Genomic DNA, 25,120 nt, shown 5'->3' on the forward strand with positions numbered 1-25,120 from the left:
CGCCCCGGTCGGCATCGGACGAGAGGGGAAAGCCGTGGCGGACGGCAGACGGCGGGCGTTCATCGGGTCGTTCACGGCGGCGGGAGGCCCGGGCATCGTCACCGCGGCCGTCACCCCCGGCAGCGGCGCGCTGACCGTCCTGAGCACCGTGGACGTCGTACCCGACCCGTCCTACCTGGCCCTCTCGCCCGACGGCCGCATGCTGTACGCGGTCAGCGAGACGGCCGAGGGCACCGTGGCCGCGTTCCGTGTGACCGCGGACGGGCCGCGGCCGGCCGGGCGCCAGGTGCGGGTGGACGGCAGCGGGCCGACCCACCTCAGCCTCTTCGCCGGACACGTCCTCACCGCGAACTACGGCTCCGGCAGCGTCAGCGTCGTCCCCGTCCGCCCCGACGGCGGTCTCGCGCCGGTGTCCGGGGTGTTCCGGCACAGCGGCTCCGGCCCTCATCCGCAGCGCCAGCAGGGCCCGCACGCCCACCAGGTGCAGCCCGACCCGAGCGGCCGCTGGGCGGTCGGCGTCGACCTCGGCACGGACTCGGTACGGGTCTGCACCCTGGCCGGCGGCGTGCTCGCACCGCACCGGGAGATCGCCCTGCGCCCCGGCTCGGGCCCGCGGCACCTGGCCTTCCACCCGGACGGGGCGTACGCGTACGTCCTCAACGAACTCAGCCCCACCCTCGTCGTCTGCCGCTGGGACGCCGCCGACGGCGCGCTCGGACCGCTCGCCGAGATCCCGGTCCTGCCCGGTGTCCCGGCCGGCGACGCCTATCCGTCCGGGGTGGCCGTCTCGCCCGACGGCCGCTTCGTGTGGACCGCGACCCGCGGCGAGGACGTCCTGTCGGTGTTCGCGGTCGAGGGGGAGGGCAAGGCGCTGACCCCGCTCACCACCGTCCCCTGCGGCGGTCACTGGCCCCGCGCGGTCACCGTCTCCGACGGCGTCCTGTACGTCGCCAACGAACGCTCCGGGGACGTGACCTGGTTCGCGCTCGACCCGGACACGGGAGTGCCGCGGCGCGTCGGCTCGGTCCCGGTGCCCGCGGCGTCCTGCGTGGTCACCGGCTGACCGGAGCCCGAAGAGACACGACGAAGGGCCCGCTCCGGTGCGTGGAGCGGGCCCTTTCGGCGTCGTGCGGGAGCCGGCCGGGTCAGTGGGCCGGGGTGCTCTGCGCCTGCTGCGGGGCGATGCCCAGCGCGGTCGTGTACTTGGCCAGCGCCAGCTTGCCGATCGCCGGGTACGGGCCGAGCGCCTCGGCGGCGGAGCACTCCGCCTCCTTCGCGGCCTCCTCGATCAGGCTCGCGTCGATCTCCGGGCCGATCAGGTACGGCGCGAGTGCCAGCTGCTGCGAACCGGAGCCGCGCAGCTGCTCGGCCACGGAGGCGATGGAACCCTCCTGGTCCAGGGCCGCCGCCATCACCGGCACGGCGAGGCGCGCGGCGAGCAGCATGCCGGTGATCCCGGCCGCCTGCACCGCCTCGTCACCGCCCACGGAGGCCAGGATGATGCCGTCCGCCGCGGTCGCCACGGTGAACAGACGGGCACGGTCGGCGCGGGCCAGACCGGCCTCGGACAGCCGCACGTGCAGCGCCTCGGCGAGCAGCGGGTGCGGGCCCAGCACATCGGTCAGCTCGGCGGCGACACGGCTGTCCATCACGGCCTGGCGGACCTGGCGCAGCAGCGCGCTGTCCGGACCGGCGAGCAGCGGCACGACGACGGCGACGGGGCCGTCGGGCTCCTTGACGTCCAGGCCGGCGGCGCGGGCCTGCTCGAAGCGGGCGGTGCGCTCCTCGGCCGCGTACGCGAGGACGGACCGCAGCGTCGGGAACTCCTCGTCGTCACCGTCGAGGTAGCCGATCCGGGCGTCCAGACCGGGCAGCTCGGAACGGGCGATGCTCACGACCTCGTCGGCGAGCGAGCGGGTGGCACTACTGGGCGCACCCGGCACGGCGAGGACGAGCGCGGGCGCGTCCTCGGGAGCCACCAGCGGCTCGGGACGGCGGTGCCGCCCCGGCTGACGGGGGCGCGGCATTCGTACTGGCAGGCCGGACGCGGGCCCAGTGGGGGTGCTCATGTTGCCGCATGTTAGTGGTTTCCCGGGCTCCCCTGTTCGGGGAGGGTGCGGGTGAGCGGTATCCGTCCGGTTTTGTCTGATGAGTTACGTACGGACGTCGGCCGCGCGGGTGACGTCCTCACCTGCCGGACCCGTCATGTACAGCATCTTCTCGTCGCCCGGAAGGGTGAACGAGCCGGCGGTGAGGTCCTCCGCGATGCGGACCGCCCCGTGCAGGGGGTCCCCTTCGGCCATGATCCGACGCGCCCCCGGCAGCCGCTCGGCCAGCTCCTCGCCCAGGGGGTCGAGCAGCACGGCACCCATCCGGAACAGACCACCGGTGAGACCGACCACGGGCTCGCCCCCCGCCGGGCACACGGCCGCGGCGGAGCCGGCCATGTGCCGGGCCGCGGCCCGCAGCACCGCCACGGCGACGGCATCACCGTCGGCCGCGCACTCGCCCACCCGGGGTGCGAAGGAGGCGAGCACGGCCGGCCGGTCGGTCCGCGGATACAGCCGGCCGGGCAGCCCGGCCACCGGGCCGAACAGGTCCTCGGCGCTCGCCAGCAGCCGCGCGGAGCCGCCCTCCCGCCCGTCGTGCGCGCGCAGCGCCGCCTCCAGCCCGGCCCGCCCGATCCAGGCGCCGCCGCCGCAGTCGCCCAGCAGATGCCCCCAGCCGTCCGCCCGGCGCCAGCCGGTCAGATCGGTGCCGACCGCGATCACCCCCGTACCGGCGGCGATCACGGCACCGGGCCGCGCCCCGAGGGCACCGACGTACGCGGTGACGGCGTCGGCGGCCAGCACCAGCCGCCGCACACCCAGCTCACGGCCGAGCGCCCCCGGCAGCTCCGCGCGCAGCGCGTCCCCCAGACCGGCCAGCCCGGCGGCCCCGACGACGGCCGCCGCCGGCCCTTCGACCCCGGCCTCCGCGCACAGGGCCCGCGCCATCGGGACCAGCTGCTCCATGAGGTGCCCCGGGTCGAGACCCCGCGCCCCCGTCCGCACCGGTTCCCCGGAGGCGCCCCGGGCCAGCGGCCCGCGCCCACCGGCCCCGACGACGACCCGCAGACCGGAGCCCCCGGAGTCCACGGCGAGGAAACCGGGCCCGGTCACGGCAGGCGCCAGTCCACCGGTTGGCCGCCCTGGCGGATCAGCAGGTCGTTGGCCCGGCTGAACGGGCGGGAGCCGAAGAAACCGCGGTCGGCGGACATCGGCGACGGGTGGGCCGACTCCACCGCGGGCAGATCGCCCAGCAGCGGACGGCAGTTGCGGGCGTCCCGTCCCCACAGGACGGAGACCAGGGGCTTGCCCCGGCCGGCCAGGGCCCGTATCGCCTGCTCGGTGACCTCCTCCCAGCCCTTGCCGCGGTGGGCGCCCGGCTTGCGCGGGGCCGTCGTCAGCGCCCTGTTGAGCAGCAGCACGCCCTGCTGGGTCCACGGCGTGAGGTCGCCGTTCGACGGCTGGGGCAGTCCCAGGTCGGTGTTCAGCTCCCGGAAGATGTTGATGAGGCTGCCCGGCAGCGGCCGCACCTCGGGCGCGACCGAGAACGACAGTCCCACCGCGTGTCCCGGTGTGGGGTAAGGGTCCTGTCCGACGATCAGGACGCGTACCTCGTCGAAGGGCTGCTGGAAGGCGCGCAGGACGTTCGCTCCGGCCGGGAGGTAGGTGCGTCCCGCGGCGATCTCCGCGCGCAGGAAGTCCCCCATTCCGGCGATCCGTTCGGCCACCGGCTCCAGGGCCTTCGCCCAGCCCGCTTCGACGATCTCATTCAAGGGTCGTGGTGCCACGGGCGTCACCTTACTGCCGTGACGGCGGCGGAGATCAACCAGTGGCCAGGACCGGACGGGGCCCTCATACCGTTCATGTGGTCCAGGTGGTTCATGCGACGACCGCCGCCCGTACGCACAGCACGTCCGGCAGATGCGACGCCAGCTGCCGCCAGCTGTCGCCGTCGTCGGCGGACGCGTACACCTCGCCGTTGCGGTTGCCGAAGTAGACGCCCGCCGGGTCCGCGCCGTCGTGGCACATCGCGTCGCGCAGCACCGTGCCGTAGTGGTCCTCCCGCGGCAGCCCCGCCGTGAGCGCCTCCCAGCTCCTGCCCGCGTCCGCCGTCCGGAAGACCCGGCAGCGCCGGTCGGCCGGCACCCGGTCGGAGTCGGCGTTGATCGGGAACACGTACGCCGTGTCACCGCGACGGGGATGGGCCACCACCGTGAAGCCGAACGTCGACGGCAGGCCCTCGCCGATGTCCGTCCAGCGCCCGCCCGCGTCGTCGCTGCGGTACACACCCCAGTGGTTCTGCAGATACAGCCGGTCCGGGTTCGCCGCGTCCCGGGCGACCTTGTGCACGCACTGCCCGAACTCCGGATTCGGATCCGGCAGGAACACCGCGGACACCCCGGAGTTGGACGGGACCCAGCTCGCGCCGCCGTCCAGGGTGCGGAACACGCCCGCCGCCGAGACGGCCACCGTCACCGCCCGCGGATCACGGGCGTCGGTCAGCACGGTGTGCAGGCCCTCACCGCCGCCACCCGGCACCCACTTCGCCCGCGTGGGGTGCTCCCACAGCGGCCGGACCAGTTCGAAGGTCTCCCCGCGGTCCTCCGAGCGGTACAGCGCGGCCGGTTCCGTCCCCGCGTACACCACGTCCGGCTCGGCCTCGGACGGGTGCAGCTGCCAGACCCGCTCCAGCGAAGCCCCCGTGTCCTCGGGGAACCTGACGGCGGGCCGGGCCGGTTCGGTCCAGCTCCGGCCCAGGTCGTCGGAGTGGAACACCGAGGGGCCCCAGTGCGCGCTGTCCCCGCCGGCCAGCAGCCGCGGGCTCGCGCCACGGGTGTCGATGGCGATCGAGTACACGGCCTGCGCGTTGAAGTAGGGACTTTCGTCGAACTCCCAGGCGTCACCTCGCCGGCGCCCGATGAACAGGCCCTTGCGGGTGCCCACGGCGAGCAGTACCTCGGTCATGCCGACCACCTCCGCGACGTCTTCGTCGACGCCCTCGATCCAGGACACCGGCCAGTCTGCACCCCACCACTGACAGCCACCCCCGGATCGGCGTCGTCACAGGCCGGGACCTGTGCGGACGGGTACGGGGACGACCGTGCGCGGTGGCCGGACGGCGGGGTCAGCCGCCGTCCGGCAGCGCGCGGCCGAGGATCGCGTCCAGGCCGGCCGTCGCGGGCAGGGTGCCGAAGGCGTGTCCCCAGTCGCCGCCCAGCCGCGTCGCGCAGAAGGCGTCGGCGACGGCGGGCGGGGCGTACCGGACGAGGAGGGAGCCCTGGAGGGTCAGGGCCATCCGCTCCACCAGCCGCCGGGCGCCCGCCTGGGACCCCTCGGCCAGCTGGTCCTTCAGCCCGGCCACGGCCGCGTCCAGCCGGGCGTCCGCCCCGCGCGTCAGGGCGAGTTCGTCGAACAGCGCCCGCGCGGTGGCCGTGTCCCGGCCGAGCGCCCGCAGCACGTCGAGGGCGTTGACGTTCCCCGAGCCCTCCCAGATCGACAGCAGCGGGGCCTCACGGTAGTGCCGGGGCATCCCGGAGTCCTCGACGTAGCCGTTGCCGCCCAGGCACTCCAGGGCCTCGGCGGTGAAGGCCGGGCCCCGCTTGGTGACCCAGTACTTGCCGACCGCCGTCGCGATCCGCCGGAACGCGGCCTCCCCGGCGTCCCCGCGCACCGCGCGGTCGGCCGCTCCGGCCAGGCGCAGGGTGAGGGTCGTGGCGGCCTCGGACTCCAGTGCCAGGTCGGCCAGCACGTTGCGCATCAGCGGCTGGTCCACCAGCCGCGCCCCGAACGCGCTGCGGTGCCGCACATGGTGGCCCGCCTCCACCAGCGTCTTGCGCATCAGCGCCGCCGACATCATCACGCAGTCCAGCCGGGTGCAGTTGACCATCTCGATGATGGTCTTCACACCCTGCCCCTCCGGGCCGACCAGCCAGGCGACGGTCCCGTCGAACTCGGGCTCGGAGGAGGCGTTGGAGCGGTTGCCCAGCTTGTCCTTCAGCCGCTGGACGCGGAACGTGTTGCGGGTGCCGTCGGGCAGCACACGCGGCACCAGGAAGCACGACAGCCCGCCCGGGGCCTGCGCCAGCACCAGGAACACGTCGCACATCGGCGCCGACGTGAACCACTTGTGGCCGCGCAGGGTGTACACGCCCGGCTCGGCGGTCGGAGCGGCCGACGTGGTGTTGGTCCGGACGTCGGAACCGCCCTGCTTCTCCGTCATCCCCATGCCGGCCAGCAGACCGCGCTTCCCGGCCGGCACACCGAGGCCCGGCTCGTACTCCCGGCTGGTCAGCCCCGGCTCGTACACCGCCGCCAGCTCCGGCTGCCGGCGCAGGGCGGGCACCGCCGCGTACGTCATGGACGTCGGGCAGCCGTGCCCCGCCTCGGTGTGTCCCCACGCGAGTCCCTTGGCGGTACGGACGACATGGGCGCCGGGCCGGTCGTCCGCCCAGGGCGCGGCGGCCAGCCCCTCGGCGACGGCCGCGCGCATCAGGTGGTGCCAGCTCGGGTGGAACTCCACCTCGTCGACGCGGTGCCCGTACCGGTCGTGGGTGCGCAGTTCGGGCTCGTGGCGGTTGGCCTGGTCGCTCCACTCCTGCACCTGCGCGCTGCCCGCCAGCCTGCCGACCCGGCGCAGCTCCTCCTCGGCCCAGCCGGCGCCCTCCCGCCGCAGCCCTTCCAGCAGGGCGGTGTCGTCGGAGGCGTCGTAGGGGGCCAGGGGAGGGGGCTGATTGGTGACGTCGTGGGTGGCGCCGCCGGGTGCGCCGGAGTCCTGCCGCTGCTCGTCCGCGAAGGTGGTGACCATACGGCGAGTGTTGCACTATTCGTACAGCCGCAGCAATCATGCAACATGATCGGCGTCGTAGAGTACGGCCCCATGCGGAGGAACGACCCGGCGGCACCGGACGACCCCCGACCGCGCCCGCTGTCCGCGCGGTCGGTCGTGCTGAGCCTGCTGCTCGGTACGCACCCGCCGGAGCTGTCGGCGAGGGAGCTCGGGCGGCTCGTGGAGGGCTTCGACGTCGGCGGGTCCACGCTCCGCGCGGCGCTCAGCCGGATGGTCGCCGCCGGTGACCTGCGGCGCACGGACGCCGGCTACCGGCTCAGCGACCGGCTGCTCGAACGCCAGCGCCGCCAGGACGAGTCCGTGGAGCCGCGCACGCGCGTGTGGGACGGCGACTGGGAGCTGGTGGTGATCACCGCGACGGGCCGGGGCCCCGCCGAACGCGCGGACCTGCGCGCCCGGCTGGCCGCCCTCCGGCTCGCCGAACTCCGTGAGGGGGCGTGGCTGCGTCCCGCCAATCTGGAGCGCGGTCTGCCCGCCGCTCTCGACGAGGTGGCCGAGCGCTGCACGGCCCGCCCCGACCGGCCCGCCCGCGAGCTTGCCGCGCGTCTGTGGCCGCTGGACGCCTGGTCCGGTACGGCCCGCGCGCTCCTCGGCCACGTCGGCCGCGCCACTCGCCCCGCCGAGCGGCTCACCGCGTTCGCCGCCGTCGTACGTCATCTGCTCGCCGACCCCGTCCTGCCCCCCGCCCTGCTGCCCGCCGACTGGCCGGGCGACGCTCTGCGGTCCGCCTACGGGGAGTACCGGCGGGAGCTGACGGGGGAGGTGCGTTCCCGTGTGGGCGGCGCGTGAAGGCGTACAGGGGCCGGTCGGCCGTACGAGACGCCGCGCGGGACGTCTCGTACGGCCGTCACCCGTGGGGGGCTTACCGGTAGGTGATGTCGGACGACGAGTACTTGCAGTACGTGCTGTCGGGGCCCGAGCCGTTGCTGCTCGGCTCGTCGCCGTCGTCGTTGCCGATGTACTTCTGGCAGGGGACGATCTTCTTGCTGCTGTCCCCGATGATCGTGATGTTCCGCAGGGTCGCGCTGTCGCCGTAGTTGGTGTTGATGCCGGCGAGCCTGCTGCCCTTCCAGTTCACCTCGATGGTGTTGAGGTTGATCGTCCGCTTGTACTGCGTGGAGCAGTTGCCGCAGGAGCGGACGAAGGTGCCGAAGTTCTTGACCGCGAAGTTCGACACGTTCAGCGTTCCGGCGCCGTTGAACTGGAACACCTTGTCGCTGGCTTCCTTGGCGCCGCCGCCGCTGACGGTGTAGACCGACCCCGACGACTTGCCCTTGAACGTGGCGGCGTCCTCGCCGACGTCCTCCCACCAGACGTTCTGCAGCGTGCAGGAGCCCTTGCAGTGGACGCCGTCGGCCGCGGGGGCGCCCAGGATGACGTTCTTCAGGACCGCGCCGTCCGCCAGTTCCAGGATCGGGCCCTGGTCCTCGTCCTGGCTGCCGGAGCCCAGGTCGCCGGTGCCGTACAGGCGCTTCATCCCGTAGTCCTTGGTGCCGGACACGGAGATGGTGGAGGAGACGCCCTGGCTGCCGTTGGCGGTCGGCCAGGTGGCGGCGCTCGCCGAGGAGGCGCCGGTAGTCATGACCATGCCAATGGAGAGGCCCAGGGTGGCGAGTGCGCCCGTCAGTGCGCGGGCGCGTGGTCGTTTCGCGGAAGTCATGTCGTTCCTTCTGTCGTGGTGTGGGGGTGCGAGCCAGGTACGTGAACGACGTTCGTGATGGTGCGCGGCATGCCCGGTTCGTTGACGTGAGCGGGTCACGCTGCTGAACGGGAAACGTATGGGGTAAGCGCTTTCTAGTCAACGCCTCGCGGCGATCACATTCGGCCAGGAAAGGCCGACGCCGGTGGCGGTGCGGGCTCAGACCGAGCGGTGGTACTGGTCCGGCACATGGACCTCGCCGCCCAGTTCACGGGCCGCGTGCCGGGCCCACGAAGGGTTGCGGAGCAGCTCGCGGCCGAGGAGCACCGCGTCCGCCTCGCCGTTGGCCACGATCTTCTCCGCCTGCTCGGCCTCGGTGATCAGACCCACGGCGGCGACCGGCATCGGCGTCTCGTTCCGCACCCGCGCGGCGAAGGGGACCTGGTAGCCCGGCCCGGTCGGGATGCGGACGCCGGAGGCGTTGCCGCCGGTGGAGACGTCGAGCAGGTCGATGCCGTGGGCGTGCAGCTCGGAGGCGAAGCGGACGGTGTCGTCCGGGGTCCAGCCGGACTCCTCCAGCCACTCCGTGGCCGAAATGCGGAAGAACAGCGGCTTGTCGTCCGGCCACTCCTCGCGGACGGCGTCCACCACCTCGAGCGCGAACCGCGTCCGGTTCTCGTACGAGCCGCCGTAGGCGTCGGTGCGGTGGTTGGAGTGCGGGGACAGGAACTCGTTGATCAGATAGCCGTGGGCGCCGTGGATCTCGGCGATCTCGAACCCGGCGGCGAGCGCGCGGCGCGCGGCGGCACGGAACTGTTCGACGATCTCGTGGATCTGTTCGACGGACAGCTCGTCCGGCACCGGGTGCCGCTCGTCGAAGGCGACCGCGCTCGGAGCCACCGGCTGCCAGCCGTGGGCGTCCGGCCCGGCGGGCGCGCCGCCCTTCCAGGGCCGTTCGGTCGACGCCTTGCGTCCGGCGTGCGCGAGCTGGACGGCGGGGACGGTGCCCTGCGACACGAGGAAGCGGGTGATCCGGCGGAACGCCTCCACCTGGGTGTCGTTCCAGATGCCGAGGTCGTACGGGGAGATCCGGCCCTCCGGTGACACGGCGGTGGCCTCGACGACGATCAGGCCCGTGCCGCCGGCCGCGCGGGCCGCGTAGTGCGCGAAGTGCCAGTCGCCGGGCGCGCCGGTCCCGGGCCCCTCGGGCGCGGCCGAGTACTGGCACATCGGCGGCATCCACACCCGGTTGGGGATGGTCACGTCGCGCAGGGTGTAGGGCTGGAACAGCGTGCTCACGGCGGGCTCCGTTCGGCGGGGACCAGAGGAGGGATCGGATCGTACGATAGGCATCGTAGTACGGGAGATGTCAAACTACGATGTCTTTCGTACAATGAGGTTTCCCGGACCGTACCTGGAGCCGCCGTGACGACCGCCGCCCCCGCACCCAGCAGCCGCGATCTGCCGCATCCGGCGCGCGAGGAGATCCGGCTGGAGGGCGTGCTGCACGCGCTCTCCGACCCCGTAAGGCTGCGGATCGTCCGCGAACTCGCCGCCGGAGGTGTCGAGCTGACCTGCTCGCAGTTCGACCTGCCGGTCACCAAGTCCACCACCACGCACCACTTCCGGGTGCTGCGCGAGAGCGGCGTGATCCGGCAGATCTACGAGGGCACCGCCAAGATGAACGGCCTGCGCCGGTCCGATCTGGACGACCTCTTCCCGGGCCTCCTCGACTGCCTGCTCACCGCCGCCGCCCACCAGTCCACCCGCCGCACCCCCGACTGACCCGTCCCCCACCCGGGGGCTCGCCCGCCGGGGCCCTCGGCTCCGAGGGGCTTGCGGGGGCCGGTGTCCGTTGGCGTTCGGCCCTCACGCGCTGGTGATCGTCGACGCCCCTGTGCGGTCGCGGGCCGGCCGTGGGGTCGCGGCTCTCCGTGCGGTCGCGGGCCGGTCGTGGGGTCATGGGCTTCTGTGAGGTCACAGGTCGGCCAGGTGCCACGGGCCTCTGTGGGGCCGCGGGCCGGTCGCGTGGTCACGGCTCCCCGTGCGGTCACGGGCCGGTCATGTGGTCACGGGCCCGCCGTGCGGGCCGCCGCGAGCAGGGATTCCCAGTCGGGGAGTTTGACGGTGCTCCGGCCCAGGGAGGCGCCCAGTTCCGCCTCGGCGTGTTCGATCGCCTGCCAGCCCGTCCATGCGACCGGTTCGACGCCCTCGGCCCGCAGCGCCGCCAGCGGGTCGTCGGGGAGGTGGCGGTCCGCGAGGAAGGGCGCGTCCCGCAGCAGGGAGGTCACCGTCTCCTTCGCGCAGGGCCGGTTGGTGCCGATGACGCCCGTCGGGCCCCGCTTGATCCAGCCCGCCACGTACTCGCCCGGAGCGACGGCGCCCTCCCGCAGCACCCGCCCGGCGAGATGCGGAACCGTGCCGCCGGCCGCGTCGAACGGCAGCCCCTCCAACGGCACCCCGCGGTACCCCACCGAGCGCAGCACCAACTGCGCCTCGACGTCCTCGAACCGCCCCGTGCCCGTGACGCCGCCGTGTCCGTCCGCCACCGTCCGCTCGAAACGCACCGCGCCCACCCTGTCCTCCCGGGCGATCAGTTCGGCCGGACGGAGGAAGAAGCGCAGCCGGATCAGCCGCCGGGCGCCCGGCACCGGCGCCCCGGCCCAGCCGCGCAGCACCTCGACGTTGCGGCGCCGTGGGGCGGGCAGCGCGGACGGGTCCGCGTACGCGGGGTCCCGGGCCGCCTCGGCCGGGTCCACGGAGAGGCCGGTGTCCGGCAGGGTTCCCAGTTCGCGCAGTTCCTTGGTGGTGAAGCGGGCCTGGGACGGGCCGCGCCGGCCCACCATGTGGATCCGGTCCACCCGGCTCGACGCGAGTACGGTCAGGGCCGCGTGCGGCATGTCGGTCGGACTCAGCTCCGTGGTGCCCCGGGCCAGCATGCGCGTCACGTCGACGGCGACGTTCCCCATCCCGATGACCACCGCCGACCGCACTCCGCGCAGGAAACCGTCGTCGACGGCGTCCGGATGCGCGCTGTACCAGGACACGAACTCCGTCGCCGACCAACTGCCCGGCAGCTCCTCGCCCGGGATGCCCAGCCGCCGGTCCGTGGCGGCGCCCACGCAGTACACCACCGCGTGGTACAGCTCCCGCAGCCGTGCGACCGGCACCCCGCCCGGCCCGACCGGCACCCCGCCGAGGAAGCGCACGCGCTCGTGCTCCAGGACCGCGCGGAGGGTGTTCTGCAGGGACTTGATCTTCTCGTGGTCCGGCGCCACGCCGTAGCGGACCAGGCCGTACGGACACGGCAGCCGGTCCAGGACGTCCACGCGCACCCGGGCGTCCTGCTGGACGAGGCTCTGGGCGGTGTAGCACCCGCTCGGCCCGGAACCGATGACGGCGACACGCAGCACGGCGGAACTCCTCACCCCGGGGGATCGACAGGAGATCGCTGATGCCTCCAGCATGGCACCGTCCACGCTCCGCTGACAGGGTGCCGTCCGCCGCCCGGGGCGCGTGTTCTACGGAGGGAAACTGATCACGCGGTTACGTTGCGTGTGTGTTTGAGGCATCTTTTCTCCATCTTTCCGATCGCTCTCCGACGGAGGGTGCGGTGTCCGTGTGGCCCGCGTGGGAGGTGCGGGAGGGGGAGCGGGCGACCCGGTGGCTCCATGTGCGGCTGGCCTTCGGCGACGGGGCCCGCATCGACGCGCTGGCGACGGTGTGCGAGGGGTGGGTCTGCGTCGAGGACGTACGGGCCCGGCCCGCGCTGGCCCTGGAGGACCTCGCCCTGTTCGCCGACTGGATCGAGGCGCCGCTGGCGCGGGCCTGCGGCGCCGAGCCCGAGCCGGGCCCCGGCGACGAGGCCGGTACGGGCGCGCACCGGGAGCGGCCCGACCGGCCGAGGGGGCCGGAGGAGCACGGTCTCGTGGCGGGGGCGTACCGCGCGGCGCAGGAGCGGGGAGCCGATCCGGTCCTCGCCGTGATGGACGAGACCGGATACAGCCGGCGCGGTGCGCTCAGGATCATCGGCCGGACGCGCGACGCGGGACTGCTGCCCTCGCGGCACGTCCGGCGCTGAGCCGCCCCGTCGGGCCGCCCCGTCGGGCGCCGGTCGCCGTCACGGTGTGCCGCGCACCGTCACATCAGGTCGCGCATCCGGCTGATCTCGCTGGTCTGCTGGGCCACCACGTCGTCCGCCATCTCCTCCATCCGGATGTTGTTGCCCTGCCCCTTCAGCTCGGTGGACATGGTGATCGCCCCCTGGTGATGCGTGATCATCAGGGTGAGGAAGAGCTGGTCGAAGGCCTTGCCGTCGGCCGCGCGCAGTTGCTTCAGCTGGGCCGGTGTGGCCATTCCGGGCATCGTCGCGTGGTCGTGCCCGTGCCCGTCGTCCCGCTCCGCCTTGTCGTGGCTCTTCAGCCAGCCCCTCATCGCCTTGATCTCCGGCTGCTGTGCGGCGGCGATGCGCTCGGCCAGCTTGACGATCTTCGACGACTCGGCGCGGTCCGGCACCAGTTCGGTCATCTCCAGGGCCTGCGCGTGGTGCTGGATCATCATCCGCGCGTAGGACACGTCCGCCGAATTGGGGGAGTCGTCCTCGACGCGCTGCCGTTGAGCCTCCTCGGCCGACAGGGTCCGGTTGGCCTCCCCGGGCTCACCCGGCGCGATGACCGAAGGCCCGGCGGCGGCCGACCCGGTGTCGTCCGTGCCGGAGTCGCAGCCCACGAGCCCGAGTACGGCCAGAGCGGTCAGCCCGGCCGCGACGAGGGACACACGTGACGCACGGCGGTAGTGCACAAGGACCTCCTGTGGCAGGGGGGTTGCGGAACACCTCGTGAGTGTCGACGACCGTCCTAGCACGCTTCCGCGCGTCAGTGATCAAAAAACTTCATTGCAAGTGTGTTGCCCCCTGTTGGTATGTGCATGTCCACGACGATACTGCCGGTGCGAAAACCGTTCCGACGTGAACGGAACCAGGGAGGAAAACAGTGATCCTGTTGAGCGTTTCCCGAACCCGGCGCAGACGACTGGGAGTTGCCGCGGCGGCCGGCGGACTGCTGGCCGCGCTGCTCACCGCCGCGCCGGCCGCGGCGATCCCCGACCCCGGGGACTCGCCGACCGCCGAGAAGGAGGTGTCGCGCAGCGACCAGGCCGAGGCGCGCGAGGCCATCCGGAGCGGCGAGATACCCGGCCAGGACGAGGTCGTCCACTCCGACAACATCCGGCACGTGGCCAACATCCCCAAGGACGCGCTGTCCGGCACCAACTCGGACCTGGCCTTCCAGGGCCGGTACGCCTTCGCCGGCAACTACGACGGCTTCCGCATCTTCGACATCAGCAACCCGAAGGCGCCGAAGACGGTGGCCCAGGTGCTGTGCCCCGGCTCGCAGAACGACATCTCCGTCTCCGGCGACCTGCTGTTCCTGTCCACCGACTCCTCGCGCAGCGACAGCAGTTGCAACAGCACCACCCAGCCGGCGACCGAGAAGTCCTCGTGGGAGGGCATGAAGGTCTTCGACATCAGCGACAAGCGGAACCCGCGCTATGTCGCCGCCGTCGAGACCGCCTGCGGCTCGCACACCCACACGCTGGTGCCCGAGCGCAAGAACGTCTACATCTACGTCTCGTCGTACTCGCCGAACGCGGCCTACCCCGACTGCCAGCCGCCGCACGACGGCATCTCGGTGATCAAGGTGCCGCGCAAGGCCCCGCACAAGGCGGCGCTGGTCGGCTTCCCGGTGCTGTTCCCGGGTGAGGGCCCGGACGGCGGCGGCAACCCCGGCGGGCCCACCAACCCGGGTGTCTCCAAGACCACCGGCTGCCACGACATCACCGTGCTGCCGTCGAAGGACCTGGCCGCCGGCGCCTGCATGGGCGACGGCATCCTGTTCTCCATCAAGGACCCCGAGCGGCCCAAGGTGATCGACCGGGTGCAGGACAACATCAACTTCGCGTTCTGGCACTCGGCGACCTTCAACCAGAAGGCGAACAAGGTCGTCTTCACCGACGAGCTGGGCGGCGGTGGCGGCGCCACCTGCAACGCGGAGATCGGTCCGAACCGCGGCGCGGACGGCATCTACGACATCGTCGGCAAGGGCGACCGGCAGAAGCTGGTCTTCCGCAGCTACTTCAAGATCCCCCGCCACCAGGCGGACACCGAGAACTGCGTGGCCCACAACGGCTCGCTGATCCCGGTCAAGGGCAAGGACCTGATGGTCCAGGCCTGGTACCAGGGCGGCGTCTCCGTCTGGGACTTCACCGACTCCTCGAAGCCGAAGGAGATCGCCTACTTCGAGCGCGGCCCGCTGTCCACGGACCAGCTCGTCACCGGCGGCTCCTGGTCGGCGTACTACTACAACGGCTACATCTACTCGAACGACATCGCCAAGGGCTTCGACGTCCTGAAGATCGACGACCGGCGTACGGACCCGGCCCGCCGGGTCCACCTGAGTGAGCTCAACACGCAGACCCAGCCGGACTACTTCGACTGAGCGTCCGGTTCCGTCGCGAAGAACCGGGCCATGTCCGCCCGGTCCTTCCCACACGTCCCGCCGGGCACCTCGGTGTCCGGCGGGACGCCCATCTCCCAGTCGAGCCGGTAGCGCTTGAACAGCTCCGCGCGCAGCACCGGGACCGGCATGGGCGCGCCCGGCATCAGGGCCGCGTACACGGCACCCATCAGCAGGGCGCGCAGCATCGGATAGTCCGTGTCGACGTCGTGGGAGCCGTGCCGGGCGACGGTGTCGCCGAGCAGCTCCGCCAGCCGCCGCTGCTCGGGGCAGGGCAGGAAACCCTCGGCCTGCAGCAGTCCGGCCATGTGCTGGCGCATCAGGACCGGCCGGTCCCGCGCCAGGCCCAGGATCGCGTCGATGGCCCGTGCCATCCGCTCCCGGCCGTCCTCGGCGTGCGGCTCCCGCTCCAGGGCCTCCTCCAGGGTGCGGTGCATCAGCCGGTGCACGGCGGACTGCACGAGCTGGCGCTTTCCCGGGAAGTAGTACGACACCAGGCCCCGCGCGGAGCCCGCCCGGTCGGCGATGTCGCCCAGCGTCGTGGCCTCGTACCCGCGCTCGTCGACCAGTTCCACGGCGGCGTGCAGAAGCCGCTCCTTCGAACGCCTCCGCAACTCTTCATTGACCAGGGCGCTGCGCGGGGACATGCTGGACTCCTGCGTTGACTGGCTGGCAGCCAACTATACTCAGCGCGTCCGGTGAGGCCCCTTGGCGGGCCTCTCCGGGTTGCCGTTCACCACGGGCGACGCGGGGGATCGTCCGAGGTGAACGGCCTTGTTCGCGGCGAGAGCGTCCTCGGGCCACCGGTTCGGGGTGCCCGGGATCACCGGTGCGCCGGACACCGCCGCCGGTGGACCGCCACGGCCGCCGCCACCACCAGGGCGCCGATCAGCCAGCCGCCGAGGACGTCCGTGGGCCAGTGGACGCCCAGCCAGACCCGGGTGAGGCCGACCCCGGTCACCGAGAGGACCGCCACGGCCAGCGCCGTACGCCACAGGACGCGGCCCACTCCATGACGGTGCAGCAGCCACAGCAGCAGGCCGCAGACGACCGTCGCGGTCATGGCGTGCCCCGACGGGAACGCCGCGTAGTGCGCGGAGTCCACCGGGTCGGGCCAGACCGGGCGGGCGCGGTCCAGCGCGGCCTTCAGGCCCTGCTGCACCGCCGTTGCGACGGCGACCGTGAGCACCAGCCAGAGCGCCGACCAGGGGGCCGCGTACCGCCGGACGAGCAGCGCCGCCGCCACACCGCACAGCACCCGCATCGTCCACGGGTCCCAGACCCAGTCCGTCAGGATGCGGGACGTCTGCGTCAGCCCCCGCTCCTCGACCGCCCAGCGGTGAGTGGTCCGGGCGACGTCGGCGTCCAGTTCGAGCAACGGGCGCCACTCGACGCCGACCAGGGTCAGCAGCAGCGCCGAGCACAGCGCGAGCGCTCCGGTGAACAGGGTGGCCGGGCGGTGCCTCGGCGGCCTGGGCGGGGATTCGGTGTGGGGGGTGTGCATGAGGCGATCCTCCCCGAACGCCGGTGACCGGGGCCAGTGCCCCATCTCCGCCGGACTCCTCCGGGCTCGCGCCGGCCGGAGGGTGCTTGCGGGGTGTCCGGCGTTGGCGTGGACCGGGGGCGGGTTGCGCGGCCCGGCGCTCGCGGGGTGCCTCCCCCACTCCCGGCTTCTCCCCCACTCTCGGCTTCGCTCGAGCGGGAGGGGCCCCCATGAGCGGGAGGTGCCCCCATCGCCCACCCGTGCCGCCCTGCGGCACGACTGCCCGCGGTCGGTGGAAGCGTGGGCTAGCCGAGCGCGTGCAGTCCCGGTACGAACGCCACCAGTACCGGGATCACCGGGACCAGCGATGCCACCGCCGTGAGTCGTAGGCGGTGTGCTGCGGTGAGTCGGTTCGGGGGAGTGAGCAGGCGGTGCACCCGGGCCGGGACGTGGGCCTGCGGGGTCGGGCAGGGGCCGCCGAACACCCCGCGGTGTTCGTTGAGTTCCACCAGTGCGAGGGCCGTGGTCAGCCGGCCGAAGCGGCGGGACGCCATGTCGTCGGCGGCGAGTTCGACCAGCCGGTGCATCTCGTCGCGGAACGCCGCGAACACCGGCACCTGCGGGAAACCGCCCGCCAGCGCGGAGGAGCAGTGCAGCAGCCAGTCGTGCCGGGCCTGCGCGTGCCCCCGCTCATGGGCGAGGACGGCGTCCAGCTGCCTGCCCTTCAGCCGGCGCAACGCGGCCGTGGTGACGACCATTCGGGGCGGGGTGCCGGGCAGCCACCAGGCGTCGGGCCGCTCGCCCTCCAGGACCACGAGCCGGTCGGAGCCCGGCCGCTCCCCGGGCAGCAGCGGTGCCCGCACCCGCAGTCCGGCGCGGCGCGCCCGACGCCGGGCGCGGGCCCGTACGACCTCCCGGACCAGCATCGCCGCGCTCCACAGCCCGCCGCACGCCAGCGCCACCGCGGTGGTCTGCGCCCAGAGCCCCGCCGTACCGAGCGCGTACGCCTCCACGACCGCACGGGGCGCGACGGCGAACACATGGCCTCCCACCGCCCGCCAGGCGGCCGCCGCGCTGAACGTCATCGACAGCGCGCAGCACAGCAGCACCGCCGCGATCACGCACTGCCACGCCCACAGCGCCACCACCGGTTCACGGTCCGGCCAGTCGGCCCGGGCGAGCAGCCGGGGACCCATGACAGCGGTCAGGACGCCGAGCAGCAGCAGTGCCGCGGGGAGGATCATGGGTGCAGCCTATGAGCGCGGGCCGCCCGAGGACACGGACGGACGCACCGAAGTGACGCAGACAACGGCCGCCGCCGCGCCGTGTGTCCTGCCCTCACATCGTCAGCAGCATCGCCACCATCGCGATCCCCATGGACAGCCGGCAGGCCCGCGCCAGCTCCGGCCGGTCACCCCAGCCCGCACCCCGGCCGCCCCCCGTCACGGCGGCCGCGGGCACCAGTCGTACGCCGGTGGCGAGCACGTACGCGACGAAGTAGAGCAGCAGGGCCCCGGTCAGCGGGGGTATGCCCGAGCCGCCGTGCCCGTGTCCGGGGCCCTGCCCGGTGGAGGCGGCCATGGTCACCGCCATGTACACCATCGCCCCGGCGCCGATCAGATGGTGCAGATGGCGCGCGCCGGCGCGGGCCGCCCACAGCGCGTGCAGCCCGGCCGCGCCGAACACCACCGCGAGGGCCGGCCAGGCCCACACCGGCGGGGTGAACACCGCCGCGGGGACGGCCATCACGGCCATGCCGAAGCCCATGAGCGCCTCGCCGCCCGCGGCGCGACGCTGCTCCACCACATGGCTGCGCATGCGCAGCAGACAGTAGGCGCCGGTCGCCGCGCAGAGCGCGACCAGCAGCCAGCCGGACGACACCGGTCCGTGCACCCGAACCTCCCCCTCGGCCCGCTCGACGGTCGGTCATGGCATGCCCGGTCCCGGCGACGGACACCCGAGCGCACGGGAGTGCGAGGGGAGCGCCCGGGGGAGCGCGGCAGGTCCGCGCGCATACTTCACGAGTAAAATACCTGTTAACCTTGTTCTTCATGAGCAGTGCGACCCCCACCCCGACCTCCACCCCCGCAGTCCCGCGGACAGCCCGGCGCCTCCCGCTCGCCGCCGCGCTGCGCCTCGGGCGGCCCTCCGACATCTGGTTCAAGCCGGCCCTCAGCGTGGTCGCCGCGGTCGCACCGCCCAGCCTGCTCCTGGTGGCCCTCGGCCGGCTCGACCTCGCGATGTACACCATGGCGGGGTCCCTGTGCGCCCTCTATGCCCACAACCGCCCGTACGCCGCCCGCGCCAGGGTGCTGGCCTGGGTGGTGCTCGGCATGCTCGGCGGCCTCGCCGTGTCCCTGGTCGCCGCCTCCCTCACCGGGAACGCCGTGGTACTGGTCACCGTCGGCGCCGTCCTGGCCGCCGCGCAGAAGGCGCTGTGCGACGCCACCCGCGTCGGCCCGCCCGGCCATGTGATCCTCACCTTCGTCAGCTCCGCCTCGCTGTTCGTGCCGCAGACCCTCGGACAGGTCCCCGGCCACCTCGCGCTCGCCGCCGCGGCCGGTGTCTGGGCCTACCTGGTGGGCATGGCGCCCGCCCCGCTCCGGCCGCACGGCCCCGAACGCCGCGCCACCGCCCAGGCGCTGAACGCCGCCGCCGCGTACGCCGAGACCAGCGGTGCCGGCGACGGTCACACCGGGGCCCGGGCCGCCGCCTACGCCGCCGTACAGGCCGCCTGGCAGTCCCTGCTCTCCACCGGCGACCGGCCCTCCGCCACCCGCCGCGCCCTCGAACGGCTCGTCGTCCGCGCGGAGGTCGCACTCGCCGCGCCCGCCGACGCCGACCCCGTACGCCTGCGCGCCTGGGCCGGCGCACTGCGCGGCACCGGTGCCGTCCCGCGCACCGACGACCCCCGCGCGGACGCCGGTGAACTCCTCGGCGTGGCCGCCGAGCGCGCCACCCCGCCGCGCCCCCTGTGGACCAGGCTCGGCCCGCTCGCCCCCATCGCCGTCCGCACCGCCCTCGGCTGCGCCCTCGCCGGATACGCCTCCCTCGCCCTCGGCATCGGCCGCCCCTACTGGGCCCTGGTCACCGCGGCCTCGCTCTACCAGGCCAACATCACCCTCACCTGGAGCCGGGCCGTCCAGCGCGTCGTCGGCAACCTCGCCGGTGTGCTGCTCTTCGCCGCCGTCGTCCCCGTCGCCCACCTCGGCCCGCTCGCCCTCGTGCTCTGCTGCCTGCTGTTCAACTTCGGCGCCGAGGCGCTCATCGGCCGCAACTACTGGCTCGGCACCGTCTGCGTGACCCCGCTCGCGCTGCTCGTCACCGAGTTCGCCGGCTACCAGCCGCCCGGCGACCTGATCACCGAGCGCGCGGTGGACACCCTCGTCGGCGCCCTGGTCGGCTTCGCCGCCGCCGTGGCCGTCACCAACCGGCGGGCGGGTGACCGCGTGGAACGGGCGCTCACCACGGCCGACCGCGCGCGCGAACACGCCGCGCGCCTGCTGGCCGGGCCCCGGCCCGCCCCCGCGGCCCTGGACGCCGCCCGCCGCGACCTCGCCGCCGCCCTGGTCGACCTGCGGGCCACCGCCGACGCCGCGTCCGGCGAGTGGTGGCAGCGCGCACCGGCCCAGGAGCGGGTCGTGCTCGCCGAGCAGTCGGGACACCGTACGCTCGCGGCGACGGTACGACGCCAGGGGCTGCTCCCGGACCCCGGCACGGGCACGAACACGGAGGACGTACGGCCATGACGGCGACCGAAGGACCAGCGGCGGCCGGCGGCGAGGGACCGGAGGCGGCCGACGGGGACGTGTCCGGCCGCTCGCGGGGCGACACCGTCGCCGCCGTCGTCCGGCAGTGGCGGGCCGTCCACCCCGGCCTCGACACCGGCCCCATGGAGGTCATCGGCCGCATCAACCGCTGCGCCGCCCTCCTCCAGCAGGCGGAGGACGCCCCGCTGCGCCGCGCCGGGCTGACCCGCCCGGAGTTCGACCTGCTGGGCGCGCTGCGCCGCACCGGCCACGAGCTGACGCCGAGCGAGCTGGCCCGCGAGACCTTCTCCTCGGGCGCCGCCGTCACCAAACGCCTCAAGCAGCTCACCGAACGCGCACTGGTGGAACGCCGCGGCGACACCCGTGACCGCAGGGTCGCCCACGTCCGCCTCACCGACTCCGGACGCGACCTGGTCGACGGCATCCTGCCCGCGCAGCTCGCCTACGAGACCGCCGTACTGTCCGGTCTGGACGGCCCGGAGCTCGGTGAGCTCGCCGCCCTGCTCGGCGAGCTGCTCGGCCAGCTGGAAGGGCGCCTGGGCGCGCTGCGGGCGTGACGGCCGCGGGCCCGCCCCGGCTCACCTCCCGTCCGCCGCCCGGTACACGCCGAACATCGCTCCCTGGGGGTCGCGGAGCACCGCGATGCGCGGGCCCTCCGGGTGCGAGACGGGCTCCATCAGCACCGTGCCCTCCACCGTCGTGGTCGTCACCGCGGCGTCGTCCACGTCCTCCACGGCGAAGTACGGCAGCCAGTGCGCGGGCACCTCGTGCGGGAACTTCTCGTCCATCGTCACCATGCCGCCGAAGTCCGCGCCGTCGACGCCCCACTGCGGGTACCGCCGGGAGGCGTCCACGCTCCAGCCGAACACGCCGGTGTAGAACGACATGGCCTGCCGCGGCGCCCGCGTCATCAGCTCCACCCAGCCCAGGGACCCGGGCACGCCGAACACCCCGGCGCCCGGGAAGGCATCCGCCTGCCACAGCTGGAAGACGGCGCCGGTGGGGTCGACGGCCACCGCGAAACGGCCCGCGTCGAACACGTCCGTCGGGCCGAGCAGCGCCTGCCCGCCCGCCGCCCCCACCGCACGGAGGGCGGCATCGATGTCGGCCACCGCGAACGACACGTTCCAGGCCACCGGCTGCCCCTCCTGGTACAGCGGCGCCAGCGCGGCGACCGCCGCGTCACCCAGGTACGCGACCGTGTAACCGCCCGACTCCCGACGCGGGTCCGTCTCGGGACGCCAGCCGAACAACCGCGTGTAGAACCGTCGGGCGGACTCCGGATCGGTGGTCCCCAGCTCGGCCCAGCAGGGCCCACCGGTCACCGGCGCGGACTGTCTCATGACGCTCCTTCCGTCCCTCCCAGCACGCTAAGCCCGGCCCCCGGCCCCGGCCATCCGGCGCGAAACCGGCCGGGGCCGGCCGCATGCCGCCTAGATGCCCGGCCGGTGGCGCAGCGGGTGCTCGGCCGGGATCTCGACCAGCACGATCGGTGTGCCGTCCGGGTCGGCGATCCACATCTCGAGCAGGCCCCACGGCTCCAGCACCGGCGGACGGACGATGTCGACGCCCTCGGCCGCCAGTTCCTCGTGCGCGACCGCGATGTCCTCGACCTGGAGCCACAGCCGTACGTCCGGGGACGAGGACGACGCCGAGGAGGGTTCCGCGCGGCCCGAGAGCTCCAGGAACCCCCCGCCGAGGAAGTAGACGGTGCCGCGTTCCGGTCCGGTGCCGAACTCGCGGTGGACGGCGAGGCCCAGCCGCTCCCCGTAGAAGGCGCGGGAGCGGTCGGGATCGGTGGGGCGGAGCAGGACGCGGCTGCTCAGTACATGCACCATGCGGCCGAGCGTAGTGGCCGGGTTAGTCTCGTTCCCGCCCGAGCCACGCCGGAAGGCGCCCAGACGAACCGGAGACGTGCCCATGGAATCCGCCACCGACACCGCACCGACCTTCCGCGACGCGACCGACGCCGATGTGGACGCCCTCGTCGCGCTGATCCAGTCGGCGTACCGGGGCGAGTCCAGCAGGACCGGGTGGACCACCGAGGCGGACATCCTCCAGGGACAGCGGACCGACCCGGAGGGGGTGCTGGAGGTCATCAAGGCGCCGGACAGCCGGTTGCTCACGGTGGAGCGCGCCGGCCGGGTGGTCGCCTGCTGCCAGCTGGAACACCGCGGCGCGCACGCCTACTTCGGGATGTTCGCGGTCAGCCCCGCCCTCCAGGGCGCCGGACTCGGCAGGACGATCATCGCGGAGGCGGAGCGCCAGGCCCGCGAGACCTGGGGCGTGAGCGAGATGCACATGACGGTGATCTCGGTGCGGGAGGACCTGATCGCCTGGTACGAGCGGCGCGGCTACCGCCGTACGGGACGGATGACGCCCTTCCCGTACGGCGACGAGCGCTTCGGCGTTCCGCAGCGGGACGACCTGGAGTTCGAGCTGCTGGTGAAGGAGCTGGTCTGACGGCTCACGCCGTGAAGCGGCCGGTGCGCTTGATCTCCGGGTAGTCGGTGGTGGCGCCGTCGAGTCCCAGGGCCCGTGCCAGTCTGAGGTGGTCCTGGGTGTTCACCACCCAGCCGATGATCCGCAGCCCGGCCTTCCGCGCCTGCTCCACGGTCTCCAGCGTGAGCCGGCGGATGTTGAGGCAGACGGTCGAGGCACCGGCCTCGACCGCCCGGTCCACGATGTCCGGGCCGTAGCGGCCGGCGATGAGCGCCGTGCGCACCCCGGGCACCAGACGGGAGATCTCCGCGATCGCCTCGTCGTGGAACGAGGACACCTCGACCCGCTCGGCCAGGTCCCGTCCGTTCATCACCCCGGCCAGCGCACGGGCGGCCCGAGCGTCCTTGATCTCGGCCTGGAGCGGCGCCCGGACGGCGTCGAGCACCTCCTCGAAGACGGGAATCCGCTCACCCCGCCCGGCGTCCAGGGCGCGCAGCTCGGCGAGGGTCCTGTCGGCGATCGCGCCCGTGCCGTCCGTGGTGCGGTCCACCTCCGTGTCGTGCATGACGACGAGCGCGCCGTCCTTGCTCAGATGCAGGTCGAGTTCGATGACGTCGAGGCCGGCCTCCTGGGCGGCGGCGAAGGACCGGAGGGTGTTCTCGGGCTCGACACCCATGACTCCGCGGTGACCGATGGTGAGGAAGTTCAAGATCCGACTCGCTTCCGTCGACGGCGGCGGGGGGCCGCGTCCCTACGGCCCTCCTGGACCGTATCGCCTGTGCCCGCCGCGTCCAGAGGCTGAACCCGGATCGCAGACACCGCCGCCCACCCCGGTGTCACACAGGAAAAAATGCGGTGAAGTCGGGGGTGGGGCAGGATATTTTCCCGAGGTGCCCCTTGCTGGGAGAAACCTCGTATGTATACGGTCTCCATACGCGAGGTTCTCCTGTGGAGGATGGGACATGACGGAAATTCTTGTGCAGGTGGGTGCCGAGGGACAGGTTCCTCCGGCGACCAGGGTGGTGGAGCACCCGGCATGGCCCGTGCTCAAGGATGCCGTGGAGCGGATCCGGCCCTGGCAGTCCAAGGACGGCTCGATCGACTTCGACGCCGACGGAGCCCCGGACCGCGCCGACGCCGAGCGCGCGGTGCGCGCCGTGACCGGTGCCGTCGAGGAGCTCTCCCCGCTGCTCCCGCACGACCGCGCCTACCACGAGGCCCTGGTGAAGGACCTCGTCCGCTGGGCCGACGGCGGTTTCGAGGTGCCCGACTTCCTCGACTCGCTGCTGGCCTTCCAGCCGGCCGCGAGCCGCGCGGACGGCCTCCAGCACCTGGTCGTCTTCCCGATGTACACGCAGAACGGCAACCCCGACCGCAACCTCGAGGCGGTCGTGCTGCGCATGGTCTGGCCCGACTGGCTGGCCGAGCTGGAGCGCACCCGCTACGACAACCCGTTGTTCTGCGGCATCACCTTCGAGGACTTCACCTCGGGCTACGACACCAACTCCGCGGTCCTCTTCCCGGAGACGATCGCGGTGCGCGAGGCCCCCGAACGGTTCACCTGGGGCGGCATCTTCTGCGACCGCGAGGCCGCCCGCTTCCGGCGCGTCACCGAGGCCGCGGTCGACGTCCTGGGCCTGGAGCTGCCCGAGGACGTCGCCGCCATGGTGCACGACCAGAAGCGCTGCGAAGAGGCGTTCGTGCTCTGGGACATGGTCCACGACCGCACCCACAGCCACGGCGACCTGCCGTTCGACCCGTTCATGATCAAGCAGCGCCAGCCGTTCTGGATGTACGGCCTGGAGGAACTGCGCTGCGACCTCACCGCCTTCAAGGAGGCCGTGAAGCTGGCCGGCGACGGCGTCCCGCAGGCCCGTGACGTGCAGGTCGCGGTGCTCTTCGACCGGATGTTCCGCTTCCCCGTCACCGGCGCGCGCGTACGCAACTACGACGGCCTCGGCGGCCAGCTCCTCTTCGCCTACCTGCACAAGCACGACGTCGTCCGCTGGACCGACAACAAGCTCTCCATCGACTGGGAGCGCGCCCCGCAGGTCACCAACCAGCTGTGTGCGGAGATCGAGACGCTGTACCGCGACGGCATCGACCGCCCCAAGCTCGTCCACTGGTTCGCCGGCTACGAGCTGGTCTCCACCTACCTCTCCCCGCACCCGGGCTCCACGTGGGCCAAGGGCCCCGACGCCCTCGACCTGACGCAGCCGCCGCGCAAACTCGTCGATGACGTGCTTCCGGACGAGTTTCCGCTGAGCATGTTCTATGAGGCACTGTCCAAGAAGCTGAAGAACGTGATCGCCTCGACCAAGGGCATCACGGCGGACGGGGCCGAGCGGGTCGCCGCGTGAGCGATCGCAAGACCACAACT

The 25,120-nt window shown here is 73.2% G+C and carries 24 protein-coding genes and 1 pseudogene; 9 read left to right on the forward strand and 16 right to left on the reverse strand.

Annotated elements, in window-relative coordinates; translation table 11 throughout:
* The first annotated feature begins 34 nt into the window (after positions 1-34).
* The gene (locus ACFV5H_RS19850) at positions 35-1,063 is read left to right on the forward strand and encodes a lactonase family protein (protein ID WP_385045119.1); all 1,029 of its coding nucleotides are present in this window, start codon (positions 35-37) and stop codon (positions 1,061-1,063) included.
* An 82-nt stretch (positions 1,064-1,145) separates the two neighbouring features.
* On the opposite strand, the gene ACFV5H_RS19855 is transcribed toward ACFV5H_RS19850, so the two are convergent.
* The 5 genes and pseudogenes from ACFV5H_RS19855 to ACFV5H_RS19875 all read right to left on the reverse strand — a co-directional run bounded on the left by ACFV5H_RS19855 (position 1,146) and on the right by ACFV5H_RS19875 (position 6,852).
* Positions 1,146-2,069, reverse strand: a complete 924-nt coding sequence (locus ACFV5H_RS19855) for a sirohydrochlorin chelatase (RefSeq protein WP_385045117.1) — start codon at positions 2,067-2,069, stop codon at positions 1,146-1,148.
* Positions 2,070-2,153: 84 nt separating this feature from the next.
* Positions 2,154-3,161 carry an N-acetylglucosamine kinase gene (locus tag ACFV5H_RS19860; protein WP_385045114.1) on the reverse strand — a complete coding sequence of 336 codons (1,008 nt, stop codon included), beginning with the start codon at positions 3,159-3,161 and terminating at the stop codon, positions 2,154-2,156.
* On the reverse strand, positions 3,158-3,835 hold the full coding sequence (locus tag ACFV5H_RS19865) for a uracil-DNA glycosylase (RefSeq protein WP_344562036.1): 678 nt from the start codon (positions 3,833-3,835) through the stop codon (positions 3,158-3,160). Before ACFV5H_RS19865 ends, ACFV5H_RS19860 begins: the two co-directional genes overlap by 4 nt.
* 91 nt (positions 3,836-3,926) lie before the next feature.
* Positions 3,927-5,082, reverse strand: a pseudogene (locus ACFV5H_RS19870) (WD40/YVTN/BNR-like repeat-containing protein).
* 90 nt (positions 5,083-5,172) lie between these two features.
* Positions 5,173-6,852: an acyl-CoA dehydrogenase family protein gene (locus tag ACFV5H_RS19875; protein WP_385045111.1), complete on the reverse strand. Its 1,680-nt coding sequence runs from the start codon at positions 6,850-6,852 to the stop codon at positions 5,173-5,175.
* 72 nt (positions 6,853-6,924) lie between these two features.
* On the opposite strand from ACFV5H_RS19875, the gene ACFV5H_RS19880 reads away from it, so the two are divergent.
* Positions 6,925-7,683, forward strand: coding sequence for a PaaX family transcriptional regulator C-terminal domain-containing protein (locus ACFV5H_RS19880; RefSeq protein ID WP_385045109.1), 759 nt, complete (start codon positions 6,925-6,927; stop codon positions 7,681-7,683).
* Positions 7,684-7,756: 73 nt separating this feature from the next.
* On the opposite strand, the gene ACFV5H_RS19885 is transcribed toward ACFV5H_RS19880, so the two are convergent.
* Both ACFV5H_RS19885 and ACFV5H_RS19890 read right to left on the reverse strand, forming a co-directional pair.
* Positions 7,757-8,554, reverse strand: a complete 798-nt coding sequence (locus ACFV5H_RS19885) for a pectate lyase (protein ID WP_385045107.1) — start codon at positions 8,552-8,554, stop codon at positions 7,757-7,759.
* Positions 8,555-8,752: 198 nt separating this feature from the next.
* Positions 8,753-9,832 carry an NADH:flavin oxidoreductase/NADH oxidase gene (locus ACFV5H_RS19890; protein ID WP_385045104.1) on the reverse strand — a complete coding sequence of 360 codons (1,080 nt, stop codon included), beginning with the start codon at positions 9,830-9,832 and terminating at the stop codon, positions 8,753-8,755.
* A gap of 126 nt (positions 9,833-9,958) precedes the next feature.
* Here ACFV5H_RS19890 and ACFV5H_RS19895 point away from each other — a divergent pair, with 126 nt between their 5' ends.
* Positions 9,959-10,318, forward strand: coding sequence for an ArsR/SmtB family transcription factor (locus tag ACFV5H_RS19895; RefSeq protein WP_385045101.1), 360 nt, complete (start codon positions 9,959-9,961; stop codon positions 10,316-10,318).
* A gap of 284 nt (positions 10,319-10,602) precedes the next feature.
* Here the strand turns inward: ACFV5H_RS19895 and ACFV5H_RS19900 are convergent, their stop codons facing one another.
* Positions 10,603-11,946 (reverse strand): FAD-dependent oxidoreductase, encoded by a 1,344-nt coding sequence (locus ACFV5H_RS19900; RefSeq protein ID WP_385196277.1) that lies wholly within the window; start codon positions 11,944-11,946, stop codon positions 10,603-10,605.
* Positions 11,947-12,146: 200 nt separating this feature from the next.
* Here ACFV5H_RS19900 and ACFV5H_RS19905 point away from each other — a divergent pair, with 200 nt between their 5' ends.
* Positions 12,147-12,614: a DUF6214 family protein gene (locus ACFV5H_RS19905; RefSeq protein ID WP_385045095.1), complete on the forward strand. Its 468-nt coding sequence runs from the start codon at positions 12,147-12,149 to the stop codon at positions 12,612-12,614.
* Between the two features lie 59 nt (positions 12,615-12,673).
* On the opposite strand, the gene ACFV5H_RS19910 is transcribed toward ACFV5H_RS19905, so the two are convergent.
* A complete protein-coding gene (locus tag ACFV5H_RS19910) occupies positions 12,674-13,333 on the reverse strand; it encodes a DUF305 domain-containing protein (RefSeq protein WP_385045092.1) in 660 nt (219 codons plus the stop codon).
* 191 nt (positions 13,334-13,524) lie between these two features.
* Between ACFV5H_RS19910 and ACFV5H_RS19915 the strand changes: the two genes are divergently transcribed.
* Positions 13,525-15,027, forward strand: a complete 1,503-nt coding sequence (locus ACFV5H_RS19915; RefSeq protein WP_385196280.1) for an LVIVD repeat-containing protein — start codon at positions 13,525-13,527, stop codon at positions 15,025-15,027.
* Here ACFV5H_RS19915 and ACFV5H_RS19920 read toward each other — a convergent pair.
* The 4 genes from ACFV5H_RS19920 to ACFV5H_RS19935 all read right to left on the reverse strand — a co-directional run bounded on the left by ACFV5H_RS19920 (position 15,015) and on the right by ACFV5H_RS19935 (position 18,421).
* Positions 15,015-15,692, reverse strand: coding sequence for a TetR/AcrR family transcriptional regulator (locus tag ACFV5H_RS19920; RefSeq protein ID WP_385045087.1), 678 nt, complete (start codon positions 15,690-15,692; stop codon positions 15,015-15,017). The two genes, ACFV5H_RS19915 and ACFV5H_RS19920, sit on opposite strands and share 13 nt — an antisense overlap.
* Positions 15,693-15,868: 176 nt before the next feature.
* Positions 15,869-16,549, reverse strand: a complete 681-nt coding sequence (locus ACFV5H_RS19925; RefSeq protein ID WP_385045084.1) for a phosphatase PAP2 family protein — start codon at positions 16,547-16,549, stop codon at positions 15,869-15,871.
* A 284-nt stretch (positions 16,550-16,833) separates the two neighbouring features.
* Positions 16,834-17,772, reverse strand: coding sequence for a M56 family metallopeptidase (locus ACFV5H_RS19930; RefSeq protein WP_385045081.1), 939 nt, complete (start codon positions 17,770-17,772; stop codon positions 16,834-16,836).
* A gap of 94 nt (positions 17,773-17,866) precedes the next feature.
* Positions 17,867-18,421 carry a DUF5134 domain-containing protein gene (locus tag ACFV5H_RS19935; protein WP_385045078.1) on the reverse strand — a complete coding sequence of 185 codons (555 nt, stop codon included), beginning with the start codon at positions 18,419-18,421 and terminating at the stop codon, positions 17,867-17,869.
* Between the two features lie 158 nt (positions 18,422-18,579).
* On the opposite strand from ACFV5H_RS19935, the gene ACFV5H_RS19940 reads away from it, so the two are divergent.
* Complete coding sequence (locus tag ACFV5H_RS19940) at positions 18,580-20,277, forward strand: FUSC family protein (protein WP_385045075.1); 1,698 nt, start codon at positions 18,580-18,582, stop codon at positions 20,275-20,277.
* Entirely contained in the window at positions 20,274-20,855 is a 582-nt protein-coding gene (locus ACFV5H_RS19945; protein WP_385196283.1) for a MarR family winged helix-turn-helix transcriptional regulator, read from the forward strand. The genes ACFV5H_RS19940 and ACFV5H_RS19945 overlap by 4 nt, the downstream gene beginning before the upstream one ends.
* A gap of 21 nt (positions 20,856-20,876) precedes the next feature.
* On the opposite strand, the gene ACFV5H_RS19950 is transcribed toward ACFV5H_RS19945, so the two are convergent.
* Positions 20,877-21,641 (reverse strand): VOC family protein, encoded by a 765-nt coding sequence (locus ACFV5H_RS19950; RefSeq protein WP_385045069.1) that lies wholly within the window; start codon positions 21,639-21,641, stop codon positions 20,877-20,879.
* A gap of 90 nt (positions 21,642-21,731) precedes the next feature.
* Positions 21,732-22,136 carry a VOC family protein gene (locus tag ACFV5H_RS19955; RefSeq protein ID WP_385045066.1) on the reverse strand — a complete coding sequence of 135 codons (405 nt, stop codon included), beginning with the start codon at positions 22,134-22,136 and terminating at the stop codon, positions 21,732-21,734.
* An 82-nt stretch (positions 22,137-22,218) separates the two neighbouring features.
* Between ACFV5H_RS19955 and ACFV5H_RS19960 the strand changes: the two genes are divergently transcribed.
* The gene (locus ACFV5H_RS19960) at positions 22,219-22,761 is read left to right on the forward strand and encodes a GNAT family N-acetyltransferase (RefSeq protein WP_385045063.1); all 543 of its coding nucleotides are present in this window, start codon (positions 22,219-22,221) and stop codon (positions 22,759-22,761) included.
* Positions 22,762-22,765: 4 nt separating this feature from the next.
* Here ACFV5H_RS19960 and ACFV5H_RS19965 read toward each other — a convergent pair whose 3' ends face one another.
* Entirely contained in the window at positions 22,766-23,449 is a 684-nt protein-coding gene (locus ACFV5H_RS19965) for a glycerophosphodiester phosphodiesterase (RefSeq protein WP_385196286.1), read from the reverse strand.
* A 253-nt stretch (positions 23,450-23,702) separates the two neighbouring features.
* Here ACFV5H_RS19965 and ACFV5H_RS19970 point away from each other — a divergent pair, with 253 nt between their 5' ends.
* Positions 23,703-25,100, forward strand: coding sequence for a DUF6421 family protein (locus ACFV5H_RS19970; protein ID WP_385196289.1), 1,398 nt, complete (start codon positions 23,703-23,705; stop codon positions 25,098-25,100).
* Positions 25,101-25,120 lie beyond the last annotated feature (20 nt).

The sequence above is a fragment of the Streptomyces sp. NPDC059787 genome, assembly GCF_042732315.1.
Classification (GTDB): domain Bacteria; phylum Actinomycetota; class Actinomycetes; order Streptomycetales; family Streptomycetaceae; genus Streptomyces; species Streptomyces atrovirens.